At 57.6% G+C, this 22,235-nt stretch carries 14 protein-coding genes and 1 pseudogene; 5 read left to right on the top strand and 10 right to left on the bottom strand.

Translation table 11 applies throughout. The annotated features are described in order from the left end of the window. Positions 1-3 precede the first annotated feature (3 nt). The 6 genes from C0541_RS12855 to C0541_RS12830 form a co-directional block, all read right to left on the bottom strand. Positions 4-2,922, bottom strand: coding sequence for a Z1 domain-containing protein (locus C0541_RS12855; RefSeq protein ID WP_115048878.1), 2,919 nt, complete (start codon positions 2,920-2,922; stop codon positions 4-6). Beyond that, entirely contained in the window at positions 2,919-4,370 is a 1,452-nt protein-coding gene (locus C0541_RS12850) for an ATP-binding protein (protein WP_115048876.1), read from the bottom strand. Before C0541_RS12850 ends, C0541_RS12855 begins: the two co-directional genes overlap by 4 nt. A 211-nt stretch (positions 4,371-4,581) precedes the next feature. Next, entirely contained in the window at positions 4,582-6,927 is a 2,346-nt protein-coding gene (locus tag C0541_RS12845; protein WP_115048874.1) for a sigma-70 family RNA polymerase sigma factor, read from the bottom strand. 340 nt (positions 6,928-7,267) lie between these two features. After that, on the bottom strand, positions 7,268-7,798 hold the full coding sequence (locus tag C0541_RS20755; protein WP_153064984.1) for a hypothetical protein: 531 nt from the start codon (positions 7,796-7,798) through the stop codon (positions 7,268-7,270). 163 nt (positions 7,799-7,961) lie between these two features. Further along, positions 7,962-8,618, bottom strand: a complete 657-nt coding sequence (locus tag C0541_RS12840; protein ID WP_161960047.1) for an EcsC family protein — start codon at positions 8,616-8,618, stop codon at positions 7,962-7,964. A 765-nt stretch (positions 8,619-9,383) separates the two neighbouring features. Further along, positions 9,384-9,710, bottom strand: a complete 327-nt coding sequence (locus tag C0541_RS12830; protein ID WP_080960617.1) for a conjugal transfer protein TraD — start codon at positions 9,708-9,710, stop codon at positions 9,384-9,386. 258 nt (positions 9,711-9,968) lie between these two features. Here C0541_RS12830 and C0541_RS12825 point away from each other — a divergent pair, with 258 nt between their 5' ends. Beyond that, positions 9,969-11,561: a MobA/MobL family protein gene (locus C0541_RS12825; RefSeq protein WP_115048868.1), complete on the top strand. Its 1,593-nt coding sequence runs from the start codon at positions 9,969-9,971 to the stop codon at positions 11,559-11,561. Between the two features lie 47 nt (positions 11,562-11,608). Here C0541_RS12825 and C0541_RS12820 read toward each other — a convergent pair whose 3' ends face one another. The 3 genes from C0541_RS12820 to C0541_RS21370 form a co-directional block, all read right to left on the bottom strand. Then, complete coding sequence (locus tag C0541_RS12820; protein WP_115048866.1) at positions 11,609-11,974, bottom strand: hypothetical protein; 366 nt, start codon at positions 11,972-11,974, stop codon at positions 11,609-11,611. 207 nt (positions 11,975-12,181) lie between these two features. After that, positions 12,182-12,979 (bottom strand): NYN domain-containing protein, encoded by a 798-nt coding sequence (locus C0541_RS12815; RefSeq protein ID WP_115050304.1) that lies wholly within the window; start codon positions 12,977-12,979, stop codon positions 12,182-12,184. Positions 12,980-13,076: 97 nt separating this feature from the next. After that, on the bottom strand, positions 13,077-13,268 hold the full coding sequence (locus C0541_RS21370; RefSeq protein ID WP_238601320.1) for a hypothetical protein: 192 nt from the start codon (positions 13,266-13,268) through the stop codon (positions 13,077-13,079). A gap of 61 nt (positions 13,269-13,329) precedes the next feature. Between C0541_RS21370 and C0541_RS20900 the strand changes: the two genes are divergently transcribed. From C0541_RS20900 to C0541_RS12805, 3 genes are all read left to right on the top strand, one after another. Next, complete coding sequence (locus C0541_RS20900) at positions 13,330-18,102, top strand: RHS repeat-associated core domain-containing protein (RefSeq protein WP_238601319.1); 4,773 nt, start codon at positions 13,330-13,332, stop codon at positions 18,100-18,102. 381 nt (positions 18,103-18,483) lie between these two features. Continuing rightward, on the top strand, positions 18,484-18,723 hold the full coding sequence (locus C0541_RS20750; protein WP_126936822.1) for a hypothetical protein: 240 nt from the start codon (positions 18,484-18,486) through the stop codon (positions 18,721-18,723). Between the two features lie 181 nt (positions 18,724-18,904). Beyond that, positions 18,905-19,495 carry a hypothetical protein gene (locus C0541_RS12805; RefSeq protein WP_161960046.1) on the top strand — a complete coding sequence of 197 codons (591 nt, stop codon included), beginning with the start codon at positions 18,905-18,907 and terminating at the stop codon, positions 19,493-19,495. A gap of 704 nt (positions 19,496-20,199) precedes the next feature. On the opposite strand, the pseudogene C0541_RS12800 reads toward C0541_RS12805, so the two are convergent. Then, positions 20,200-20,484 (bottom strand): annotated as a pseudogene (locus tag C0541_RS12800) (integrase); the annotation flags it as partial. A gap of 453 nt (positions 20,485-20,937) precedes the next feature. On the opposite strand from C0541_RS12800, the gene C0541_RS12795 reads away from it, so the two are divergent. Beyond that, positions 20,938-22,014 carry a catalase family protein gene (locus C0541_RS12795; RefSeq protein WP_115048863.1) on the top strand — a complete coding sequence of 359 codons (1,077 nt, stop codon included), beginning with the start codon at positions 20,938-20,940 and terminating at the stop codon, positions 22,012-22,014. The last annotated feature ends 221 nt before the right edge of the window (positions 22,015-22,235 follow it).

Below are 22,235 nucleotides of genomic sequence, written 5' to 3'. Positions count from 1 at the left end.
TCGTTACTCGGACGGGCCATATTCCTGCTCCCAGTAGAGAAGATTCACTTCATATTCGACGCGAATCGTGTTCTCGGCTGAAGGAAAAGCGATGGCGAAAGCCATTATGGGTTTGTCCCATCCTGGCACAATCAGGTTTTCCGCTAGCTTTTCTTTGCCTTTGTATGGAGCAAGCGTGTAAAGCAACAGCAAGCCCCGATCCGCATCGCCTCCAAGCCGGTCCCGCGCTTCCCGGATACCTCTGCCGCTGGGACTCTTGGGTGGATCCTTCCGCTCTCGCGCCGGGTCGGGTTTCCAGGCTGCCTGTGTTCGGGCGAGGGCATCTCGCCAAATTTCGTCGTTGATATCAATGCCCTCGTCCTTCGGGTCGGTGAGAACGCCGATGGTGAACATTGTCGGGTCTTTCATCCCTGACTCGGGGTCATCAGTCTTACGAGTTTGCAGCGTGTCCGTCTCGAATCCACCCGGGAACGAGTGAGGCTCACCAACGCCTTGGCCGCCGGACAACAGCGCGACGCTCCATTGCTTCAGCTTGCCGATATCGATCATCTTGGAGATGAAATCCGATAGCACCGCAGCCTTGGCGCTGGTGGCATTTGGGTGGGTTGTGTAGGCTCCGAGGAACGCAAGCACCTTGGAGGCGTCCACGTCCCGCCAAAGGCGCGCTCCTGGCCAGGATTCAGCCTCGCCGTCACGCAGATACCTGGGTTCATCCTCGAACTCTGTATCGAGTGATGCGATCAGTGAGTCGGTCGCGGCAAGATTTGCCTCCTGGATGGCCGCACTACGGTGAAAGAGGATCGTCTGAGGGCGAGTGCCGCTGTAGCTTAGAGACAGCGTCTGGGCGTTACGCATCTTCAGGGGCGATGTGACCGTGAGAATCTCATGCGACATGACCTTGAGGCCGTATAGCTCTGGCGTGAGCTTGGCCTTCGCCATGAAGTCGAACTCTTCGCGCAGTTCTTCGGATGCGTCGGCGATGTGGCCGAACCACTCCACAAGATCTGGCGAAGTGTAAAGCCGGCAGAGGTCGAGGTAGCCCGGCCGGTAGCCGAACCAGCGGCCCATCTGCATCAGCGTGTCATACATCTTCGTCGTGCGGACGAAGTAGCTCACGCAAAGGCCCTCAAGGGTCAAGCCCCGAGCGAGCTTGTCGCCGCCGACCGCGATGACCTTGAGGGCCGCGCCAGGCGTGGCGTAGTCCAGCGCGTCCTTTGCGGTGCCGTTGATCGATCGCACCACAATATCGCCGAGAACGTCGGGCAGCTTTGCGACAACCTCTTCCCAGGAAGGAAGCTCGTGAGGTCGCTCTTCGGCCGGCGAGAGCTCGGCGACCGTATCGCGGGTTGGCATGAAGTCCTCGTCCCAAAGCTTGCGCATTTGCGCGAGCAAATTTTCTGTGTCGCTACTCCGGGTGATCTTCTGGCGCATGCGTCGCACGACTTCTTCGACCTGCTCCCGCACATGGTCCTGCACTGCCACATAGCGGGTAACGTGGATCAGCATGGAACTATGTTCGTTGCCTTGGCCGCGTAGGTCGCGCACAGCGCAGACGATAGCGAAGGACTGGACGGCATCGCGCAGGGATTCAGGAATTGTCTCTTGGCCGTCATAGACCGGAACGTGCGTCTTCTTGTGCTTGGGTGGCATCCACCCTGATTGAGTCTGGGGGTCGTAGTGGTCGAGGATACTGCGCGACAGAGGCAGGGCATCCATGCGGCCATCCTTGGTCAGCTTGCCGAACATGCGGGCGGGGCCGACATAGTTGGATGGAGCTGCCAGATTGATGATGAAGGCCTTCGGAAATAGGTCCGGCCCTTCCAGGGCGGTGGTCCCCTTGTGGTGGATGTAGATGTTGGCGAAAGGCGTTGCGGTATAGCCGACATAGGCCTTCCGAGAAAAGGAGTGCAGCAACTGCCGAATCAGTCGGTTGATAGTCTTGGGCGAGTGCTCCTCATCCGGCGTTCCGTCCTCGTTGAACGGTTGCTCGCCTGTATCCACGGATGCGTTGTCTGCTTCGTCGTCGATCATCAAAAGCGGCAGCTTGGTTACGAGCTTCCAGTCGGGGGCTTTGGGCAGCAACGGGCTTGGCATGTCGGCGACGCGCGCCTGAATCCATTTAAGCAACTCGGTAAGAACTGTCTTTTGCTTTTTCACCACGAAAAGCCAGGGTCGCTCTTCAGGCGAGATGCCGTGGAAGTGCTTGGCGATGACTTTGCTGAAATCACCGTTTTCAGCCCGCGTCGTTGCCGAGTTGGTTTTGAGGTCTTCGCCGAAAGCGGCCACGCCAATGGGAACACCCGCGTCGCGTTCCGCTGTCGTCTCGTAGCCCAGGAAGCCCTCTTCAAGGCGTATCTGTGTTTGCGAGCGCAAATTGTTGTGCATGCCTGCCAGCACGATGATGATCTTGTAGCCCGCATCGGCGGCCTTGTTGATCAGACCCGTGTAGTTGCTGGTTTTTCCCGACTGCACATGTCCGACAACGAGTCCTCGACGGTCCCAGGGATCCGCGCGTAAGGGGTCTTCCAGGAGTCCCAGGATGTCGTCAGTTGCTTCGTCAAGACCATCGACGACCACGTCCGACAATTTCGATTCCTGATAATCGCGGTAGCGACGCCAGTAGTGCCAGTCCTTCTTGCGCGCGGCGTTGAGCCAGTCAAAATGCCCCGTGTTGTCCTTGAGGGTGGTGGCCTTGCCCATTCGATGACTGAATCGCTGGATCAGCGTGGAGACCGCCTTGGCCTCGTCTAATGGGACGGGCGGATCGCTGGCAAACATTGCGGCGGCCAGCTTTACCCTGTCCGCGATGTAGGCGGGCGTGATCTTGGACGAATCTTTCTCAGCCTTGACCAGACGCTGCGCTGTGGCGATGACATCTTCAAGCAACTGGATCTGAGCGGCTGCCTCTTCTGCTGTAGTCATTTCTTTTCCCCTAGGCTTGCAACCAGGGCCGGATACTTCTGGAAAGGTTCCGTGCGCAACATTGACTTCCTCGCTTCTTCAACGCTTAGGCCCTTGCGTTCAACAAGGTCGTCAAAGAGCACGCTAGCGACCTCGATAACCGCCGAGTTTGGTTCTCCCTCAAACCCCGTGCGTGGTGTCTCCCTGTTCTCAGCGGTATCCAGCCAAATGCGCTGCACGGGCACGGTCTCTTCGATCACCCTAAGCATCGACTTCACCAGGGGCGCGAGCGTTCCTGCGCTTTCCAGGACTGCCGCTACTGATGGATGTGCCTCGTCGATGCGGTAACGCGTGCCTGCCTTGACCCTCTCTACTCTCCAGGCTTGTTCGATAGGGACGTTCCCCTTTGCGGGCATTGGGGTTCCGCGGTAAGCGAAGACACGCCGAGCACGTTCGCGTGTGTTCTCTGCTAGAAGAGTCAGCCAGGGGCGAAGCGACAAAGGAGGACGGGCCGTCGATTTACGAACATCTATCTTCCAGTCAGCATCGGCGGTGTTGGGTATGTCCAGGCGTATGCGTGCCAGGCGATGAGATTCCTCGCGATTCCATGCCCGCGAATTGCCAAGTCCCAGCCATCCGCCTGCGACTAAAAGCCGCTCGTTGCGGTAGACGTAGAACCCTTGCTGCGCCGTCCATCCGGCAGGGCCTGCGTTGTCTTCAAACTCGGCAGCGGTCAGTTTTTCTCGGTGTGGCAGGACGTGGGCCTGCACCGTTACCGTGCCGTAGCTGGTGGTGTTGTTGGTTGGTGGCGAAACCCAAGGCTTCGCTGGGTGTCCCGTCATGAATGGGTCCCATGGGCACACTGCGCGGCCATTGATGAGTAACTTGAGCTTGGCTCTGGGTCCTTGAAGTAAGCGGTGGAAGACCATCGCCAAGTGCGACTCCACTGTGTCAATGAGGTCGTGGAAGTCTTCGGAGGCGTAACCGACAGTGACTATGCGGTCCAACGCTTCCCACAGCACGAGGGTCCCGTCCTTCTTGCCATGCAAGCCAGCAAGAAACTGATCGGAGCCTTCTGCGGCACCTTCGAACAGGAGCCAACCGCCATCGGGATTTGCAGCGAGCTCGTCGAGGTCCCATCGCAGGCAGCTCTTGGTGCCTGCCTTCACGGTGGCGACGGTGAGTCGGCGACATTGCGAGAAGGATGCAGTTTTCAGCCCCATTCCGAAGCGCCCGAGGTCGTGCGCTGAGCGAGCATCCAAAGGATTTTTTTCGCCCAGCCGCATGGCGCTTTCAAGCTCGGCATCATTCATGCCGTATCCATTGTCTAAGATCGTGATCCGGCTGCTTTCGCCGTCCCAAGCGAAATCAAGGCGGACCTCGGTTGCACCGGCTGACACACTGTTATCGATAACGTCTGCCAACGCTGCTCCGGTTGAGTATCCAAGACCCCGTAAGGACTCAAGCATTGCCATCGCGCGCGGTGGCGCACTTCGTGTCCCTTGTTTCATCGCCAATAGCCTTTCCTTGAGCGGTAACCAAAGCGAATTTCGATGAGCTGCTGGACTGACTGGTATGAACGTGCGTTCGTCGTGTTCGTGATAGATGTCCGTGGTATACCAGCCCCGTCCTTCAGGGCCTGCCATACAAAGCAATTCTGGTCCATGAGATCGTGGAGCATCACGGGTTCATGGGTCCGTCCGTCTCCCCATGCGTCTGGGCTGTTGTCTCCTTGGATTTGGATACGGCGCCCTTGGCCGTCTTGGTTGAGGAGGCTTCGGGTTTTGGAGCCCAAGTAAGGCCGAGCTCGATCAGTAGCTTGTCCAGCCGTGCGGGGTGCCGCAGTTGCCGAAGACCCTTGGCCTCAATCTGCCTGATGCGCTCGCGCGTCACGTCGAACTTCCTGCCGACCTCTTCAAGTGTCATGGATTCTCGGGCGCCAAGACCGATGCCGAAGCGCATGCGCATTACGCTCTGCTCTCTGGCTTTAAGCGTGCTCAAGAAGGTGTCAACAGACCGGGCGAACTGATAATCCTCGACCACTTCTACGGGGTCGGGGGCAAGTAACTGATCTTTTGCATGAATGGCGATGATGTCGTCAATGTCTGTCATCTCATGAAGAGGCAGTGGCTCCGGCGCGATGCGGGATAGTGCTTCGACCTCTTGGACGCGGAGCTCCGCGGCTGCCGATATTTCTTCTGAGGTCGGGGGGCGGCCGTAACGACGCTCGAGAGTGCGGACTGCCTGTGCAATGCGCCGGGTCTTCTCGTAGACGTGGACGGGAATGCGGATGGTTCTGCTCTTATCGGCCACATTGCGGGTGATCCCTTGACGAATCCACCATGTTGCATACGTCGAGAACTTAAACCCCCTCCGCCAATCGTATTTGTCCACGGCCTTCATGAGGCCAAGGTTTCCTTCCTGCACCAGGTCGTCGAGTTGCAGTCCGCTGAAGAGGTATTTGGGGGCGATGGAGTAGACAAGCTTCAAGTTAGCGACAGTCATTTGGTCGCGCGCGTTCCGGTAAGACTGCATTGCTTGGACAAACAAAAGTGCGGTTTCAGGTTCTCCAACGATCCTGGAAGTGGCAAGTTCCATGAGGAAACCACGGCTTAGACCTAGCGAAGCGAGGATGCTTCGGCACTTTTCCCATGCGGGCCCGTTCTGTCTCGTGCCGATGCTCAGGCCCGACAAGAGTTCCGAGTTGGTGCAAAACTCCGCGAAGTCATCGGTGGACTCTTTAATCTCCGAACCAAACTGCGGAAACGACTCCTCTTCTGAACTCGCGGCTTCTTCTTCGGTCATAGTCAGCTCCAACCCGATGGCCGCCTCCATTTCGGCATCGAGCACAGGCTCAGCCTCCTGGAGTCCGGCTTGCGGACCAGAAGAAATCCAGCGTAGGGGCCTGGCTCCACTGGAAACTTGGCGGGCCGCATCCAGCGTGGCGCTGAGCCCCCAAGGCCAGGCAGCCAGAGCGTCAAGCGCTTTCTCTATACCGCGCTCCATTGCTTGACCCAAAGCGACTTCTGCTTCCGCAGTGATCAGTGTTCCCCGCTGGAGTTCTCGCTGGTAGATCCGCAACGGCTCATTGCGTCGGGCTGCCAGGTCGTCAAGGAATACCAACGCCTCGGCGACTGTATCCTCTTCGCCAAGACTCTCTTCGGGATCTATGAAGACCTCAAAGCTTTCGTAGGGTGTTGAATATTCGAATCGCTCGTCGGTTTCCGCGCCAAGTTCGTTAATGACCATGCTCAGCAGCGCATAGGCTTCAGCGTCGGGCTCGCGATCATCACCTTGCGTCAAATCCTCAACGGTCAAGTGTGGAACGCTACCTTCGCGAAGTGCGCGGAGCAGAGTCAGTCTCAGCAGCTCGCGTGCCTCAGCGTCTTCTTTGCGACGTAAAGGCGTGGCGCGGTCGGGCAGGAATGCATCCAGGTCACCCCAGTCTGCGGACGTATCAAGGGGCTGATGCTCACTGATCGCTGTTTGAATGCCGATCGCTACCACGGCGACGGTTGAGTCGTCTGGAGGAGGCTTTTGCTCCTCTTCGGCTTCCCATCCGCTCAAGTCGAACTCAGGATCATCGTCAACCGTCACTGAAAGCAGCGTCACACTAGATTCTGGCGCTGTAGTTTCGCCTGAGACAGGGGTATTGTTGAGCAAGGTTTCAACAGGCTCCGTGCTTGAAGGATCGTTTCCTGGCTGCTTGGGTTTGTCAGGTGCTGATAAGCAAACGCTATCACCGGTGGGGCGCAGACAAGCCGCCTCGATAGCCGATGCGGCTTCCACCGCTCCGGCCGCCTTGGCGATGGCAAGAGCATCCCGCCCCGTAGGATCAAGCAAGCCGGCATCCGCACCTGAGGCCAAGAGCAGCCTGCAAATGGCATCCCTGTTTCGCGCGGCCGAGAGCATTAGCGGGGTCTGGCCCTTCTCGTCGCGGGCGTTGAGATTGTCCCCACGGTCAACGTGGATCTGAACAGCGCTCTCCACGCCAGACACCACTGCGATCTTGAGAAATCGACTCATTGGTGACGCATCTTGGACCGTCACCACCGCCACCCGTGTGGCTTTGCCATATCGGCAACATCCGAATTCGGGTGAGTGCCTGTTTCTCTCGGCTCAGTAGGCTTGCCGCGTCCGAGCAGTGTTTTCGTTCCTGTGGGCACTACGGCTCGACAAATTTGAACTGATACAAATTCTACACTCGGCGCGCGGGGGGATGAGCTCATCTCCCCGTGTTTAGGTGCAAATATTGCGCTAGAGCACGCTTGCATTAAATAGTGGCTCCCACGGCTTGTGCAAGCCCTGAGAGTTGCCCCTTGCGTATCGATCTTGAAATCAGTAGTCGAAGACGTTTGACATATGACTATCGAAGACCCAGCGCCTTGTTGAGTGCCGTTGATGGTTTCGTTGACTCGCCCTGCTTAGCGTTAAAGACGCCTTTGACATGCAGGTCGCGTAGGAAGCGCGTTTCCTTCGTATTTATCAGGTCAGGGTTCTTCTCGATTGCAGCTGCAATCAGCCATTTCTCGAGAAACGAGAGCGACTTGAGCTTCCCTGATGGCCTCTTTCGAAGTTTGCCTCCGGGAGTTCGTGCCGGGACGAAAAAGAGGACAGGAATCCCTGCGCCTTCCTCCCCCAAAATATGATTGTAGTTGGTGATATTAGTGGGATTTAAAGCCTCACCGAGAAGCGTTGTTTTGCAGGCTTGGCCTACATACCAGGGGGTGATTCCGCCCCCGGCACGTTTGCCGAAGATGTAGCATCCGCAAGCGTCGGATAGGCCTTCCTCCCAATCATCAAGTTCTAGCTTCAGAAGCCTCGCGGACTCCTTTGTAATGATCTTCTTGCTTCCATGACGTGTAACTTCAAAGGGGCCTGCAACGTCAAAATTCATTTTACCAAATCCTGTTGGTTACCGAGATGCCTTAGCTGAAGGTGCGGTATCTCTTGTAATTGGGTGAATATCCCGTAGCTGTTGGTGTCTTTACGAGAGGACATTTCCTCTCGCATGACCACAGAGGGAATTCTTAATTTTCTTGAGGTGATCTTTCTCTGAGCTACGCTTCCGGTGCAGCAAGTGCCTCAGGTTCTTCAGAAATAAAAACCTTCACCGCCGTGTTTCCGACAATGTTGGTCATGGCCAAATCTACTGCGCCGCCAATCACGCCGCCTAAAATTGGAACCATCTTGCCGAGATTAACCACGCCAGTTGTTCCTGCTTTGGTTAAAAGCCTGAAGCCGACAGCTTTGTTGATGCTGATGATTGTGGCGCCAGTAATGCGGTTAATGCTTGCTTGGGCCAGTTTTTTTCCAAACTGAATTCCAACATCTTTCAAGACTTCTTTGGCTGCATTACCTGTAAGGCATGCGTAGACCATGGCCTTCACCTTATCGTCTCGCACATTGTAGCCAGCCATGTGAGCAATAGCTGCGATCATTCGAATCTGGATGAAGTAGACGCTAGCGAGATTGGCGGGAATTGTCACGGGCATGACTAGTAGACCTCCCAAGCCAGTCAAAAATCCCGAGGTAGCGGCCTTCGTGTTTTGCCAGCGAACCAAGGAGTTGGCTTTTTCCTCAAGCGATCCCGTCTCTTTCAAGTAGCTGTCAGCCATTTCGATGGCTGAGTCGAGGCCTGGTAAACCGGTCATCGCCTTGTCGTAGGCGAAGTCGAGAGCTTGCATGATCTTGCTTTCAGTAAGTTCTTTTGCCACGGGGCAATCCTTTTTGCGACGTAGAAATGATCAGCTCGCTTTTTGCGAACAGCGTTATAGCTAAGGCAGATGCCAGAAGTAAAATCGATGCGCTCACCTGTGGGAGCCATTACGAGTTGTGAAGAGGGTCCTCCTTGAGCCTTAGCCTGTTCGCAATCACATTGCCGTTAGCGGCGGTGAGTCGTAGTTCTTTAGTGAATTTATTGCTGGATCACCGGCGAGTCCCAAGCGAAGGTGAGGCGCTCACTGCGCGTAAAAATCCAGGTGGGTACCATTTACCTTTGGCCACGCGTCGCCGAACCTTAGCAAGGTAGGCTTCTGCCGCTGGAGCTGAAGTAATGAGTTTGTGCCGTCGTAGGTTGAACAGGCGGCAAGCGGCTACTATGTTGTCGGCAACGTCTTTCCCGCCGTCTTGTTGAGCAACCAAGTGTTCGGCCGTGCACTGGTAAGGCCGCGCAGAGCGCGGGCGCAAGCCCAGTTCATCTGGCGAGGAGAGCCACATCGGACGGCAGCAGTAGAAGCAGCGGCCTGCCTGGGCGTAAAAGGCTTTGGTGCGAAGAGTTTTGAGGCGTTTCTTGCTCATAGAGGACTCCGGAATCAAAGGATGATTCCCGCGCCTCTAGAAGAAAACCTCGGGCACCCGGAGCCTGGTGGCTATGCAGGCACAACACCGGGGGAGACCCCACTGGTAGGCATGTTGTAGCGCAACCCTGGGACTGCTGCAACTTTGTGGCATACAAGCTTGGGAGCAGTTGGTGACCAGGCTCAGTGCGTCTTCCTACCTTCTTCAGCGCTGGTGATAGCCATCCGCAACGCCCCAAGCGAACTGGCGTGGTTTCGAGTTGCGTGATCATTTCGGTTTTCCACATGGGCCAGCAACGCGCCTAACAACTCGTTGTCCTCTAGCGCTTCTGCCCCTGCAAGGAAAACAATCTCTGCCACCCGTGTGCGCCGCTTGGCTTCTTCGCGTCGTTGCGTTTCCTTCGTTTTCACGGCCTGACGTTGGTTGGCTAAAAGCTCTTTCGCTTGAAGCTGCGCCAGTCGTTCGGTGGCTCGGTGGATTCGGTCGTGGTAGTGGTTTGTTGCGCTCATCTGATTTCTCCTCTGACTGTTTACGAGTCAATCAAAAAAATGGCTTGCGTCAAGTTTGCGACGATTCCGATTTTGACCTGCCATCGAAATCAAAAAAATCTGAAAAACAAAGCTTAAAAGAAATAAGCAAGAGCGCACTGATGCAATGTCTGCGACATAGCGCGCGCCAGGTGCTACGCCCCCGGACCCCCAAGCGCTCCGCGCTTGCGCAAATCAAAAGCCACGGCATAAAGAGAGCAACCTCATCCGGAGCTCTCCATGGCTATCTACCACTCGCGCGTCAAAGTTTTTAGTCGTTCCCGCGGCGACTCTGCCGTTGCTGCAGCCGCCTACCGGGCCGGGCTGCTTCTCATCGACCACCTCACCGGTCAGCGTCACGATTACCGCCGTCGGGGCGGCGTCGTGGAGACCATCTGCCTGGTTCCCCAGGACGCGCCCGACTGGGCGTTGATCCCTGGGGAGCTCTGGCCGAAAGCCGAGGCGGCGGAGAACCGAAAGAACTCGGTGGTGGCCCGCGAGTTCGAAGTCGCCTTGCCGCACGAACTCAATGACGAGCAACGGTCTGAGCTCGCGGTGGCCATCGGGCAAGCCTTGGTCGCCCGCTACGGTTTCGCTTTGCAGGCCAGCATCCACTCGCCGGGCTCCCGCGATGGGCTCAACCATCACGTGCACCTGCTGGCCACTACGCGCAGGCTGACCCCCGAAGGCTTTACCGAGAAAACGAGGGAGCTGGACGGCGGAGCGTCGGGGAAGATTGAGATCGATTGGATACGCCAGACCATGGCTTCCACGATCAACGAGCATTTGGCCGCTGCGGGAATTGATGCGCGGGTCGATCACCGTCGCTTGGAAGTCCAGGCCGAAGAGGCCCTTGCGCGCGGGGACCTTGCGGAAGCCATGGCCTTGTCCCGGCAACCCACGAAGCACATGGGCAAAACAGCAACAGCACTGGCCCGAAAGGGCGTGATGACCGACCGTGCCGCCGAAAACGCGCGCATCGTTCAAGAAAACGAAGAGGCCTTCGAACGGTTGCTCGCTAAAGCCGAGCAAGAGGGCAGGGCAGCTCCGAACCCTATCGGCCATAGCCACGACCAGGCGCGGCGTGACCGGCGACGCCGGGCAGGCGCCATGGACGACCTGCAAACTGCCGTGCCCGGATTGGAAATCCACGGACTCCGCGGCATGCGCCTCTCCGATGCATTGGGTCGGCCGGCGGAACATACGCAGATGCGACCGCTGCGCTCTATCGGTGAGCTGGTTGCCGAAGCGGCTCGGGACCTGGCGGAGATCCTCTCGACCCGGCCCGACTTGGTGCTGACCACCACGCAGCGCCTGGTGAGGCAATGGACCTCGCATGCGGCGACCCTGCGCGACAGTGTCGATTTGCGCAGGTGGCTCAACGGGCTCGTCGAAGGGCTGGGTCGTCTGAAGCGGAGCGTGCTGAAGTTTGCTCAGCGGACCAGCGCCTTGGGGCGTGCCGAGAAGCTCTTCCACTTGGCCGAGCAAGCATGGGAGCAGTTCAACGGCGACCATCCTCGCCCCGATGGCGAGTGGGCCTCGCAAGAGTGGGAAAAACGGCGAGGGCGGCGTTTGGCCGTTCTGGAAAAGCGCACAGCCGAACTGGCCGCAGCCCGGGCGGCAGCCTCCGAGGAGCGTTGGAATGACTGCGAAAATGAAATTGAGCTGCGCACAGCTGAGGTGGAGCAGTGGAGCGAGGAAGTTCTTGCGAGTCCTGATCTCGCAATCGCCAGCCGGTCTGTTGAGTCGGTCAAGGCCGCTCCTGCTGAGCCCAAGCCCTCCCCGATGCCGATGCCAGCGCCGCAACCAACACGCCGTCGGCCACGCCCCTGATGGAATCAAAGCCCCGCAAGTGCGGAGCTTTTTCTTCTTCTGGGCCCTTAGTGCCGGGGACGAGGGCGGAGATCTATCCGCTCGATCCCAATAGGTTCCTTGGGACGGGGGACGTTGTCCTTTTCCTTGTTCTTCTTGCGCGCCTCTCGCCACTCTTCGACGGACGCCGGCATAGCCGGAACGAAGCTGCGATCAACGACCGCTCGTTTGACGAGGATGGCGTTGGATGGAGCAATGGTCGATGCCTGCACTTGACCGGCTGGCCCCGGCCCGCCGAGCCTCAGCAACTCGGCAGCCAAGTCGAGCGAGTATTGGATGTCCTCTACTTCGTTAGGGGGAAGGCGGGTCGTGCGCTGCTGAAGGAGGTGGCCGAGCAAGCGACTGGCGACCTGAATCTGCGTTTGGTGGTGCATGGGTGCTCCTGTGTTGAGTGAGCACTCATACAAGCAGGTAGCTGCTCTTACGCAAGAGCTCGCTTGGAGCACTATTTCACAAATTTGAATACGCGGAGAAATTCGATTGCACGTATGCCAATTGACGAATAGGAAGATTCCAACTGGGTTGGGGTCCCCGACTTGTCGTTTGTAGAGGCATATGATTCGCGGAGGCAAAGAGAGCGTTTACGCCGTGTCGGGCAGCTCAGACTTGTGCGAAATGCTGACCGACCAACCTCCGGTCTCCTCCCGCTGCGTTGTCAGCAGGTCGTAGGTTTTCACCATATTGAGCAGCCCGGAGTGCCCATAGAGGTTGGGCGAGAAGGACGGGTCGGTCCGTTTGAGGTATTGGCCCAGTGCTCCCAATCCAACCTTCCCTTCAGAAGTGTCACCCGTCAGCAGAGTCACGGCTTCCACCAGGAACCGGGGACGCCGTTTGGGGAACGGCTTGGGTTCCGCGCGGGGCGCTTCTTCCTTTGTCACCTCCGGCTTCGCTGCAGGAAGCTCGCCACTTTGGGCCTCAGGCATTGCTGCCTCTTTCGCCGTCCGGTCCCATTCGAAGAACTGGTCGCAGGCGTTACGCAAGGCATCCGGGGTCTTGGGCTCGCCCACGATGAAAACGGTGGCTCCGCGCTCCCGAAGCTTGCGGCAGAGGTAGGCAAAATCCGAGTCGCTGGTCACCAGGCAGAAGGTGTCGGCCCGGCCGTCGAAAAGTGCTTCCAACGCATCCAGCGCCAGGGCGATATCGGCCGTGTTCTTGCCGGAGGCATATTGGTATTGAAGGCATGGGGTGAATGCCTGGCGGACCAGGACCTCCTGCCACTTGTTGGCGAGGGTGCTGTGGTTGCCATACCCGCGGCGAAGCACGACCCGGCCGAACTGAGCCACCATGAGCAAGGCGTGCTCCACGATGTCAGTCGGCACGTTGTCGCAATCGACCAATACCGCGACACGTGCTTCATGCGGGCTGTTCGGGTTGCTCATGCCGGCGAGATCCAAGTTTTACGCAGACAGACAATGGCGTCAGCAACGCATCCATGGCAAGCGGGCGCTACAAAGAGGGCAAAGCGCGGAGCTCTGATCATGTCAACACTGAAAGCAAACCTGCCGAACAGGCTTTCTGCAACGGTTTGACTTCGTTGCATTCGAGGTGCCCCGAACCACTGCCGCTGACGATGCCACCATGATTTAAGACGATACTTTCTGCTTGGAAACGCCTTGCTTGTCGCCGCATCGCTAATCCGATATCGTTAACGCCTAACCGTCCTTTCATGGGATTGGTTGTAATCACCACCGCTGCCAGCGTGGGGTGGGTGGGAATGGATTCCTAACTGATGCTGCAAGAGCAGCTGACAAGGAGTGTTGCCGTGTCAAATCGGGCCGTGGCGCGTTTCTCTGCTTCCTCAGTTCTGTCAAAGGGCGCGCGTTACGCGGCGCTCTTGATGCCGGTTGTTTTTGGTGCCTATGGATTAGTAGGCGCTAGTCCTGCGCACGCCCAAACCCCGCCTAAAGCTACGTTCTGCGCGCTGTCACTCGGCTGCTACGACACAATGGAGAAGGCTGCCGATGCCCTTCGCAACTCCAAGGACTACCAAGGCATCGGTCAGTATTTGAAGGCCTACTCAAGAGGTTTTTTGAATCGGGGAGCGGGAGAGGTCTGGACCTATTTCCGGGTCCCGTCTCTAAAGGCCACCTCGGTCTCTAGCCCGTCCTATGGAGTCAATTTGGGTATCTACGGGGTCGGAAACCCCGGGTGCACTGCGTCCCCAGAGTTTGGATCAAGCTGGTGCACGGATGAAGGTGCACTCATCGCCAAGTCGTTGGACATCCTAACGACCAAGGTCGGGAAATCTTGCTCGCTCCAGTCCAATGTTCAAACGTCGGACTACAACACGACGGGACTGGGCCTGCTTCCAAGTGGCGATGTTAGCTATAGCTCAGACAAATATTTCACCTCGACATTTAATTGTCCGTCGAACTCGGGGGCACCTGTCTCGGTGTCGTGGCGTTGGAATGTCTACAAGAAGCGAAAGTTGACGTGCGAAGCAAACTTCACGCCTTTTCTGGGAAACTCAATTCTCGCGGAGGCAGCTCTTACGACAGAGGCTCTTTGTAAGCCCAAGAACGATGACAACACCTGGGTCACGTCGCCTTTGAAGCAGTTCCAAAGCTGCAGCACCAACAATCCTTGCCATCCCACGACAGGCGATAAGTCTCGCGAAGAGAAGGACTTTGAGTTCGCAGGTCGCTCGTTCAATCGCTACTATCATTCCGTCAATCAGACCAAGAGTGCCATCCCAGTCGGAGAAGGCTGGTCGCTGAGTTACAGCGACCGATTCGACAGTTCCAACACAGCCTATCTCGACGAGGCGGGCAACAGGGATGTTTTCACCACGGTTGCTGCCGGCACCGGCCGTGCCCGGAATTCGGGGCGACTATATCGCCGCATCAGCAACAGCACTACGTATTACCGGGTCATCGAAGAAACTGGCGAATACCGCGATTTTGGTAAAGATGGCGAGCTACTCGCGGTGCGCAATCCGGCCACGCCGGATCGTGATGTAACCGTGGTTTACGAGGGCACGCGCATTGCGCGATTGGTTGATGGTCATGGCCGCGCCGTGACGTTCAGCTATAACGACGGCCGTGTCACAGGCATGGAGATTCCTGGTGGCGGCATCGTCCTTTACGACTACGATGTGGATGGAAATCTGATTGTCGCAACGTATCCCGACGGCGCAAAGCGCCTTTACCACTACCATGAGAAGGGGCTTGCGGAGCCCCAGCTGGTCAACTATTTGACTGGTATCACCGGGGAGAACGGACAGCGTTACGCTTCATTTGGTTACGACACCTATGGACGCGTGATCAGCAGCGTTCTCCATGGCGATACCGAGCTGGTCGATGGAGTGACCCTGAACTACGTGGCCGAAGGCGTTACGGAAGTCACACAAGCTTCTGGCGCGGTCAAGCGCTTCGAGTATGGGTCTACCATTTTCAGCCCGGTCAACAACGTAACCGAAGGCGCAGCAAGCACGTCCAACACCTACTTCAGCGATGGTCGACTGCAAAGCGTGACGGACGCATCGGGCAGCAAGGTGTCCTATGAATACGCACCGGCGTATCAATCAGCGGTGACGGTCGGCGACGGCACGCCGGAGGCGGTGCGCACCGAGAGCGTGAGGGATGCGCTGACCCACCAATTGACCGAGCTTAATGTGAAAGGGGCGCAGGGGCTGGTTGTGTCCAAGCGATGGACTCGCAATGAGCGTGGCCAATCACTGACCCAGGTCGAGCAAGATGCCGTTTCCGGGAAGCAGCGTCAGCAGACCTTCACCTATTGCGAGCAGGCCGACGTAACCGCAGGAAGCTGCCCCCTGGTGGGAGTGCTGCTGCGTGTGGACGGAGCGCGCAGGGATCTCAGCGACGCCACCACCTACGACTACTATCCCGCGGCCCAGGGCGGAGACCTGAAGACGATCACCAATGCAGTGGGCCAAGTCACCCAGTTCCTCAGTTACGATAGCGCCGGCCGTCTGTTGTCGCAGAAGGATCCGAATGGGGTTGTGACCGACTACAGCTACGATGCGCGAGGTCGGCTGACGGCAAGCATTGTGCGGGGACAGGACAGCGGCTCGGAGGCGGATGACCGCATTACGCGCTACAGCTATTGGCCCACCGGCTTGGTCAAGCAGGTTGCGCTGCCGGGCGGCGACGTGTCTAACTTCACCTACGACAGCGCATTCCGGCTGACCAGGGTATCGGATCGTTACGGCAACTCCTTCGTCTACACGCTGGACACGTCAGGACACCGGATCAAGGAGGACATCACGGATGCCAAGAACACCTTATTGTTCACGATGTCTCGTATTTATGACGAACTCGGTCGCCTGACGACGCAGGCGGATGCGCGAGGCAACCCGACCGATTTTGCTTACGATGCGGTCGGCACGGTGAAGGCGCGAACCGACGCCCTGGGCCGGTCTAGCGCCTACACCTACGATGCCTTGCATCGCTTGAAGCAGCGTATCGAAGACGCCGCCGGCATTAAGGCGACGAGTGCTTTCCAATACGACGCGCTGGGACAGCTGTCAGCGGTGACGGACCCGAAAGGCTTGAAGACGACCTACCAGCGCAACGGTCTGGGCGAACTGTTGGCGTTGAAGAGTCCCGACACGGGCAGCACCGGCTTCACCTACGACGACGCAGGCAACGTGCTGTCCAGGAAGGACGCAGCTAACCGGCAGGCCACTTACACCTACGATGCCTCGAACCGCCCAGTGTCGGTGACCTATGCCGATGCAGCGCTCGAGACCCGTTTTGTCTACGACGTGGCCCCGGCCGTCTGCGTGGCGGGAGAGCAATTTGCAGCCGGGCGCTTGGCCAGCATGAAGGACGGCAGCGGCACGACGCAGTATTGCTACAACCGATTCGGCGACCTGGTGCGCAAGGTCCAGACGACCAATGGCAAGGCATTGACGGTCCGTTATGCCTACACGGCAGGTGGGAACTTGACGAGCATGGTTTATCCGGACGGGGCGATGGTTGACTATGTCCGCAATGAGCTGGGCCAGATCGCCGAGGTTGGCTATACCGCGCCTGGCGGCTCGCGCGAGGTGTTGGTCAAGGGTGCCACGTATCTGCCCATGGGCCCGGTGGCCGGCTGGACCTACGGCAACGGGCGCGTGCTGACCCGAGCTTACGACCAGGATTACCGCCCCAAGGCCATTCAGGACAAAGCGGTTGGCGGTCTGGATGTCGGGTTCGGGTTCGATGCGGTGGGCAATCTCACCGCACTGACCCCAGCCGGTAATCCGACGCCGGAGATCGGCCTGGGCTACGACACGCTCGGCCGCCTCACAGCCCTCACCGACGGTGTCACCGGAACCGTCATTGATGGCTATAGCTATGACGCCACCGGCAATCGCCTCAGCGCCAAGGTTGGCAGCGTTACACAGGCTTACACCTATCCAACGACCAATCATCGCCTGAGTGCAGTAGCTGACGTGGCGCGCACTTACGACAAGACAGGCAATACGCTGAGCATCGGTGGCAAGGCGCGGGAGTTCCCCTACGACGCATCCGGCCGCATGAGCATGGTCAAGCGTGCAGGCGTGCTGGTGATGAATTATCGCTACAACGGCAAAGGCGAACAGGTGCGCCGCTTCTTGGGCACAACTAACACCTACACGCTTTATGACGAAGCCGGCCATTGGCTGGGCGACTACGATAACAACGGCGCGCCCAAGCAGCAGGCGATCTGGCTGGACGACCTACCGGTGGGCCTGCTGGCCAACGCCAACAAGCTGCACTACATCGAATCTGATCACCTGGGCAGCCCCCGTGTGGTGGTTGACCCGGTTCGTAACGTGGCGGTGTGGAACTGGAGCCTGAAGGGCGAGGCCTTCGGCAACACTGCGCCGAATCAGGATCCGAATGGCGATGGTGCGGCGTTGGTGTTGGATATGCGGTTCCCGGGGCAGCGGTTTGATGCGGCCAGTGGGTTGAATCAAAATTACTTCAGGGACTACGACTCTGCTACCGGGCGGTATGGGCAGAGTGATCCTCTCGGCTTGAGAGGCGGAATTAGCACATACGCCTATGTAGGCCTAAACCCCTTCTATGCCAGTGACCTTTTCGGCCTTGAATCGCCTGGTTGGTGGTCTTTCCCCCCTGGCAAACAGCGAGAGGAGTGGCGCAAGTCGCAAGAGACTGGATACAAAGGTGATTTCAATGCTCAGTTTGGTGTTGGCGCGTCTTACGGCAATTTTGCCGTGGGTGGGAGCGGCGAGGCAGGTGTCGCTCTCGACACTGCTGGAACAGCATGCCTTTATGTGAAAGGTTGTGGAACAAGCCCGGTAGCGGGTGGCTTCATTGGAGGCCTAGGAGGTTCCGTCGGCATGTCGTGTGGCACCGGGAACTCTTCAGTGGGGAAGAGCGAATCAATGCAGTTGCAGCTTGGAGCCATGGAGGGGGCTGGCGCAAAAGGTTCTGTAGAGTTGGCAAGGGATGGAAACGCTTCGGTAGGAATCAATGCTGGCATAGGGTCCCAGGTTTCGGCTGGATTCCAGCAATGTCAAACGAGGACGCTGTGGTGCACGAAATAAATTGGAAAAAATTGAGGTCTGATAAAACCATAGTAGTTGGTTTTGTGGTCTTGATCGCCATTTACGTCGGGCTTTTGCTTTGCTTGGCAATAGAGTATTTCTTTGGGCTAAGAGTTTATAGGCCTATCTTGGGGGTGCTCTTCTTTGTCGCGTTCGTAGGTGTCGTATCTCTTGCATCTTATTCGGTCGAGAACTATCTCTTGAAGAAAAAGTGAGGTCCCTGATTATTTTGGTTTGACCCAAGTTTTATGGCGGGCCTGCATCCCAATAGTTTCCCTTTCAATAGACTCTGAATATGATGCTGTATATCAATCCAGCTGTGACAAAGTCATATTCACTCTTTCAGGCTAGGCCGTGATTGCGCGGTTCCGGACATTGTTGATGGCTCTTCTGCTGACGTCGACTATTACGGGCTGTGCTCCGGATATAGAGATCATTCCCGTTGGCGAAGTGACGGTTTATAAAAGATCAGATGGTCCGGAAGTGTTGGGGGTGGCTTCGAGTCCCCTGCCAGTTAAGAAAGTGGTTTGCCTGAATAAGGCGGATTATGTGGTTGAAGTTGAGTATCAAGGTGGGAACGGCTACGTAAGGGGTGGAGCTTTTCACCTTTCGCGTAAATAACTGAGATATAAAAGCTCTCAGGACCCAATCACATGGGGCCTTCTTCCCTAGTCCTCTCGACAAATTAAGAATCGCGAAATCTCAAGAGCCTGGATAAGAAGGTTATTTTAACGCTCATTTTGGTGTGGCAGCTTCTTACAGTAATTTTATTGTGGGCCAGGAATCTTCGTAGGAATGTCGTGTGGCCCCGGAAAATCTTCAGTGGGAAGGGGTCGATCTTGCTTATGATTTGGCTTGTCCTGAAGCACTCTTGGCTTTCTATTCTATTGCATCTCGGAGTGAGGTCAGGATGAGTAGAACCAATATTTTATTGTTCGCCCTGCTTACGCTTTCAGGCTGCGCACCTTATGACGCTCCAAGAATTTATAAGGATTTGGAAAGCCTGGAGACGTCGAATGATTTTTCAGTTTCAGCGTTGCTAGGTGGCATGCCTAGTGATGCTACCGAAATCGATGTTTACTCTGACATTGATTCGGGTCTCACGATGATGTCCTTTAAGACTGCTCAGAGTGTGACTGTTTCTGAGTTGTTCGATCGCCAGTTGCCTGCCGGCCAATACCAGCTTGTTCAGGACAACGTTGGATTTGCAGGCGCCACTATCGTGGACATACGTTATGGATGTGAGAGCAGGGAGGTGAAGGCGAGCGGCGAGTCGTTGAAATATCAGCAAGTCGTGTTTTTAGGGGCGGCCTCCGGCAGGCAGTATCGGTGGAATAACGTGAATCCTGATATTTATAGTAGGCTCTGCTCAAATCCAGCGGTAGGAGCTTAATTTGGTAGCAGATGATGCCCTTCGTTTTGAATTGGTGGTTTTCAATGTGGAGCGCTGGCATTACCGCATTTGGAGGCTATGGATTTTCAATGATCCAGGTCGGCGGTGATGGGGGATCATTGAGTCCTCCTGAGAGGTCGGGTGTTTACAACTTCTTCGAGAACGGCCCGAGTCGTGGCTTTGAGATAGGCGCTAGAGGTGTTGCCGGCTCAGCCACAGTTGTAGACTCATCCATTTCAAAATGTGGTTGCAAGTGATGAGGATCAAGATGATCGTCAGGATATTTTTTGCAGCAAGTGCGATGGCATTTGCATTCCTTATGGTGTGCTTCCTTGTCGTTCTCGTGGCATTTGATCTCAACAATGCAGATAAAGTTTGGACCGGAATTTATCCAGCAATAGCTTGGCTATTTGCTTTATTGATTTGCTGCAAATTCATGCGTGAATCAAAGGCGACATACCCCCAATCTGAATAGCAGTCGGGCTTAGAGGCGGGGTTTGTGATATCGGTGTTGGTCAGCTGTTTGGCATACGTAGATGGCGTCGTGCCGCCAATTGCTGAACCGCCCCGAGAAGTCTTGAGGTTCCATTTCTTGAGAAGGTGGATCCATCAGCGGAGCAAGCAAGTTCTCCCCGGAAATCCGGGGAGCGTTCGGCGAAGATGGCGCCGGAGCATCAAGGCGCTTGAGCGCAAAAGGGAAAGACTCACGTTGTCTGATTCATCAAGGCCGACAGGGAATCAAGGTTGAGGCCGTAGGCAAGCACGGACAGGCCCGGCGAGACAGCCCGGAGCCCGTCCAGCTTCTCCTTGGCGGTAAAGGCGCGGCTGTAGGTCACGTGGTGCTCGTCGTCCAACTCGTGGCCCACCAACTGGGCGCGGAGCTCAGACACCACGCCCGCGCCTTGCAACTCTTGGATCACGGTTTTGCGCAGCGAGTGGAAGCCGCGCTTGGCCTTGGGCCAGTTCTTACCCACCTCGGCCAGGTGCCTGTTGCCGATGGCAAGCGGGCGCTAGCAATCGAGTCAAGCCCGGCGTTATGATCGAGGAAACATTGACAGGAAACCTGCCGAGCACGCTTTCTGCAACGGATTGAATGGGTTAAGTCGGATGTGATCCGATCCCACTCTCTCCGCCATATGTCGCTGCAAGGCACTGAGGCGACGGCCTTGTTCAAGGTGGGCCGAGTCGTCCCATCTCCTGTCCCATGTTCGGCGCGGCGGTCCGCTCGATGATCCATTTGTCGCGCTGCGTGGACGGCCGGGGGCAGGCCACACGGTGCATGACGGCGCCGATAGCTGCGGCGGCCGTCCAGGCGCTGTCGTTGCAAGGCAGGGGCGGAACACGCCTGTGCATCATCCACCATTGATCCGTTGCCTTGCTTCGACGGCGCGTAAACAGCGGATGTAGCACATTGCCGTACCAGCCATTACGCCAGGACACGCATGCACGCGCCCGTCGAATACCGCCCCGATCTGGAAACGCCCAGCGTCAGTGAACAGGAAACCATCCGTTCCCTGGAAGCGCTGTTCGTCGACATGGCAACGACCGTGGCGCAGAAGGAGGGGCATGCGCACCGCGCGGTCCATGCGAAGGGGCAGGGACTGTTTACCGCTAAATTTACCGTCCTGGACGATCTTCCCGAGGAGTTGCGACAAGGCCTGTTCGCAGTGCCCGGTCGCTACGATGCCTACATCCGCCTGTCATCGCCGCCTGCAGAACAGTTGAGCGATGCTGTCTCGACTCCGCGTGCGCTGGCGTTGAAGGTGCTGGGCGTCAGCGGTGAGCGCGTCGAGGGTGGAGACGAAAAGCACAGCCAGGACTTCTTGATGGTCAATGGCCCTTCGTTCAACACCCCGGGCCCGGATGGGTTCTTGCGTAATTTCCGCGTGTTGGCGACGACCACGGAAAAGGTGCCTCGTGCCAAGGCCGCGCTTTCGAAAGTGCTTCGGGGGGTCGAGCACACGCTTGAAAAGATCGGCGGGGAGAGCGGTAGCATCAAGCAGATGGGCGGACAGCCGCAGGTTCATCCGCTGGGCGAGACGTTTTTTTCGCAGGTGCCGTACCTCTACGGGCGCTACATCGCCAAGTTCTCGCTGGCGCCGGTGTCCAGCAACCTGACTGAACTCGATGGTCAGGAAGTCGGCGACTCCCAGGACGCGCAGCGCGACGCCGTTCGTCGCGCCATCGGCAGTCTGGACAGCCCGGCCGAGTGGGAGCTGCGCGTGCAGCTGTGTCGCGATGTGGACCAGATGCCGGTCGAGGACGCGTCGATAGAGTGGCCGCAATCCATCAGCCCCTTTGTGGCAGTGGCGCGCGTGGCGGTCGAGCGCCAGGCCGGCTGGGACGAGGAGAATTCGCGGCAGCTGGAAGACCGCATCGCCTTCTCGCCGTGGCATGCCCTGGCCGCGCATCGGCCGCTGGGCGCCATCAACCGGGCGCGCCGTATCGTGATGGCAGCATCGCGACGCTTCCGCGCCGAGTTCAATCGCTGCCCCATCCACGAACCGTCCGGCGTCTGACAGCCGCGCTGCGTGGCAGCGCCAGACAGCGCCGATGCATCCGCGGGGTCGAAGCGTCCGCGGATTGCAGCGCCAGGCCGGGAATTCGGGAAACCACAATGCTGAGTGACCAGGGCGGACAGGGCGGCGTGCCAGGGCGCGTACTGCCCCGTCCTGCAACCAGTCGCAGACCACCGTCCCGATCCGCCGGGACGGTCGGTGGGACGCAGCTGAATGCTCCA

It is taken from the genome of Xanthomonas arboricola (assembly GCF_003353015.1).
GTDB classification, from domain to species: domain Bacteria; phylum Pseudomonadota; class Gammaproteobacteria; order Xanthomonadales; family Xanthomonadaceae; genus Xanthomonas; species Xanthomonas arboricola_E.
Note: the sequence above shows the minus strand (reverse complement) of the source record. Positions and strands in the feature narration are given on the sequence as shown.

Excerpts from the sequence above, each read along its gene's own strand:
- C0541_RS12855 (WP_115048878.1), bottom strand. The coding sequence starts at position 2,922 with ATGACTACAGCAGAAGAGGCAGCCGCTCAGATCCAGTTGCTTGAAGAT.
- C0541_RS12850 (WP_115048876.1), bottom strand. The coding sequence starts at position 4,370 with ATGCTTGAGTCCTTACGGGGTCTTGGATACTCAACCGGAGCAGCGTTG.
- C0541_RS12845 (WP_115048874.1), bottom strand. The coding sequence starts at position 6,927 with ATGAGTCGATTTCTCAAGATCGCAGTGGTGTCTGGCGTGGAGAGCGCT.
- C0541_RS20755 (WP_153064984.1), bottom strand. The coding sequence starts at position 7,798 with ATGAATTTTGACGTTGCAGGCCCCTTTGAAGTTACACGTCATGGAAGC.
- C0541_RS12830 (WP_080960617.1), bottom strand. The coding sequence starts at position 9,710 with ATGAGCGCAACAAACCACTACCACGACCGAATCCACCGAGCCACCGAA.
- C0541_RS12825 (WP_115048868.1), top strand. The coding sequence starts at position 9,969 with ATGGCTATCTACCACTCGCGCGTCAAAGTTTTTAGTCGTTCCCGCGGC.
- C0541_RS12820 (WP_115048866.1), bottom strand. The coding sequence starts at position 11,974 with ATGCACCACCAAACGCAGATTCAGGTCGCCAGTCGCTTGCTCGGCCAC.
- C0541_RS12815 (WP_115050304.1), bottom strand. The coding sequence starts at position 12,979 with ATGAGCAACCCGAACAGCCCGCATGAAGCACGTGTCGCGGTATTGGTC.
- C0541_RS21370 (WP_238601320.1), bottom strand. The coding sequence starts at position 13,268 with ATGAAAGGACGGTTAGGCGTTAACGATATCGGATTAGCGATGCGGCGA.
- C0541_RS20900 (WP_238601319.1), top strand. The coding sequence starts at position 13,330 with ATGCTGCAAGAGCAGCTGACAAGGAGTGTTGCCGTGTCAAATCGGGCC.
- C0541_RS20750 (WP_126936822.1), top strand. The coding sequence starts at position 18,484 with ATGGCTCTTCTGCTGACGTCGACTATTACGGGCTGTGCTCCGGATATA.
- C0541_RS12795 (WP_115048863.1), top strand. The coding sequence starts at position 20,938 with ATGCACGCGCCCGTCGAATACCGCCCCGATCTGGAAACGCCCAGCGTC.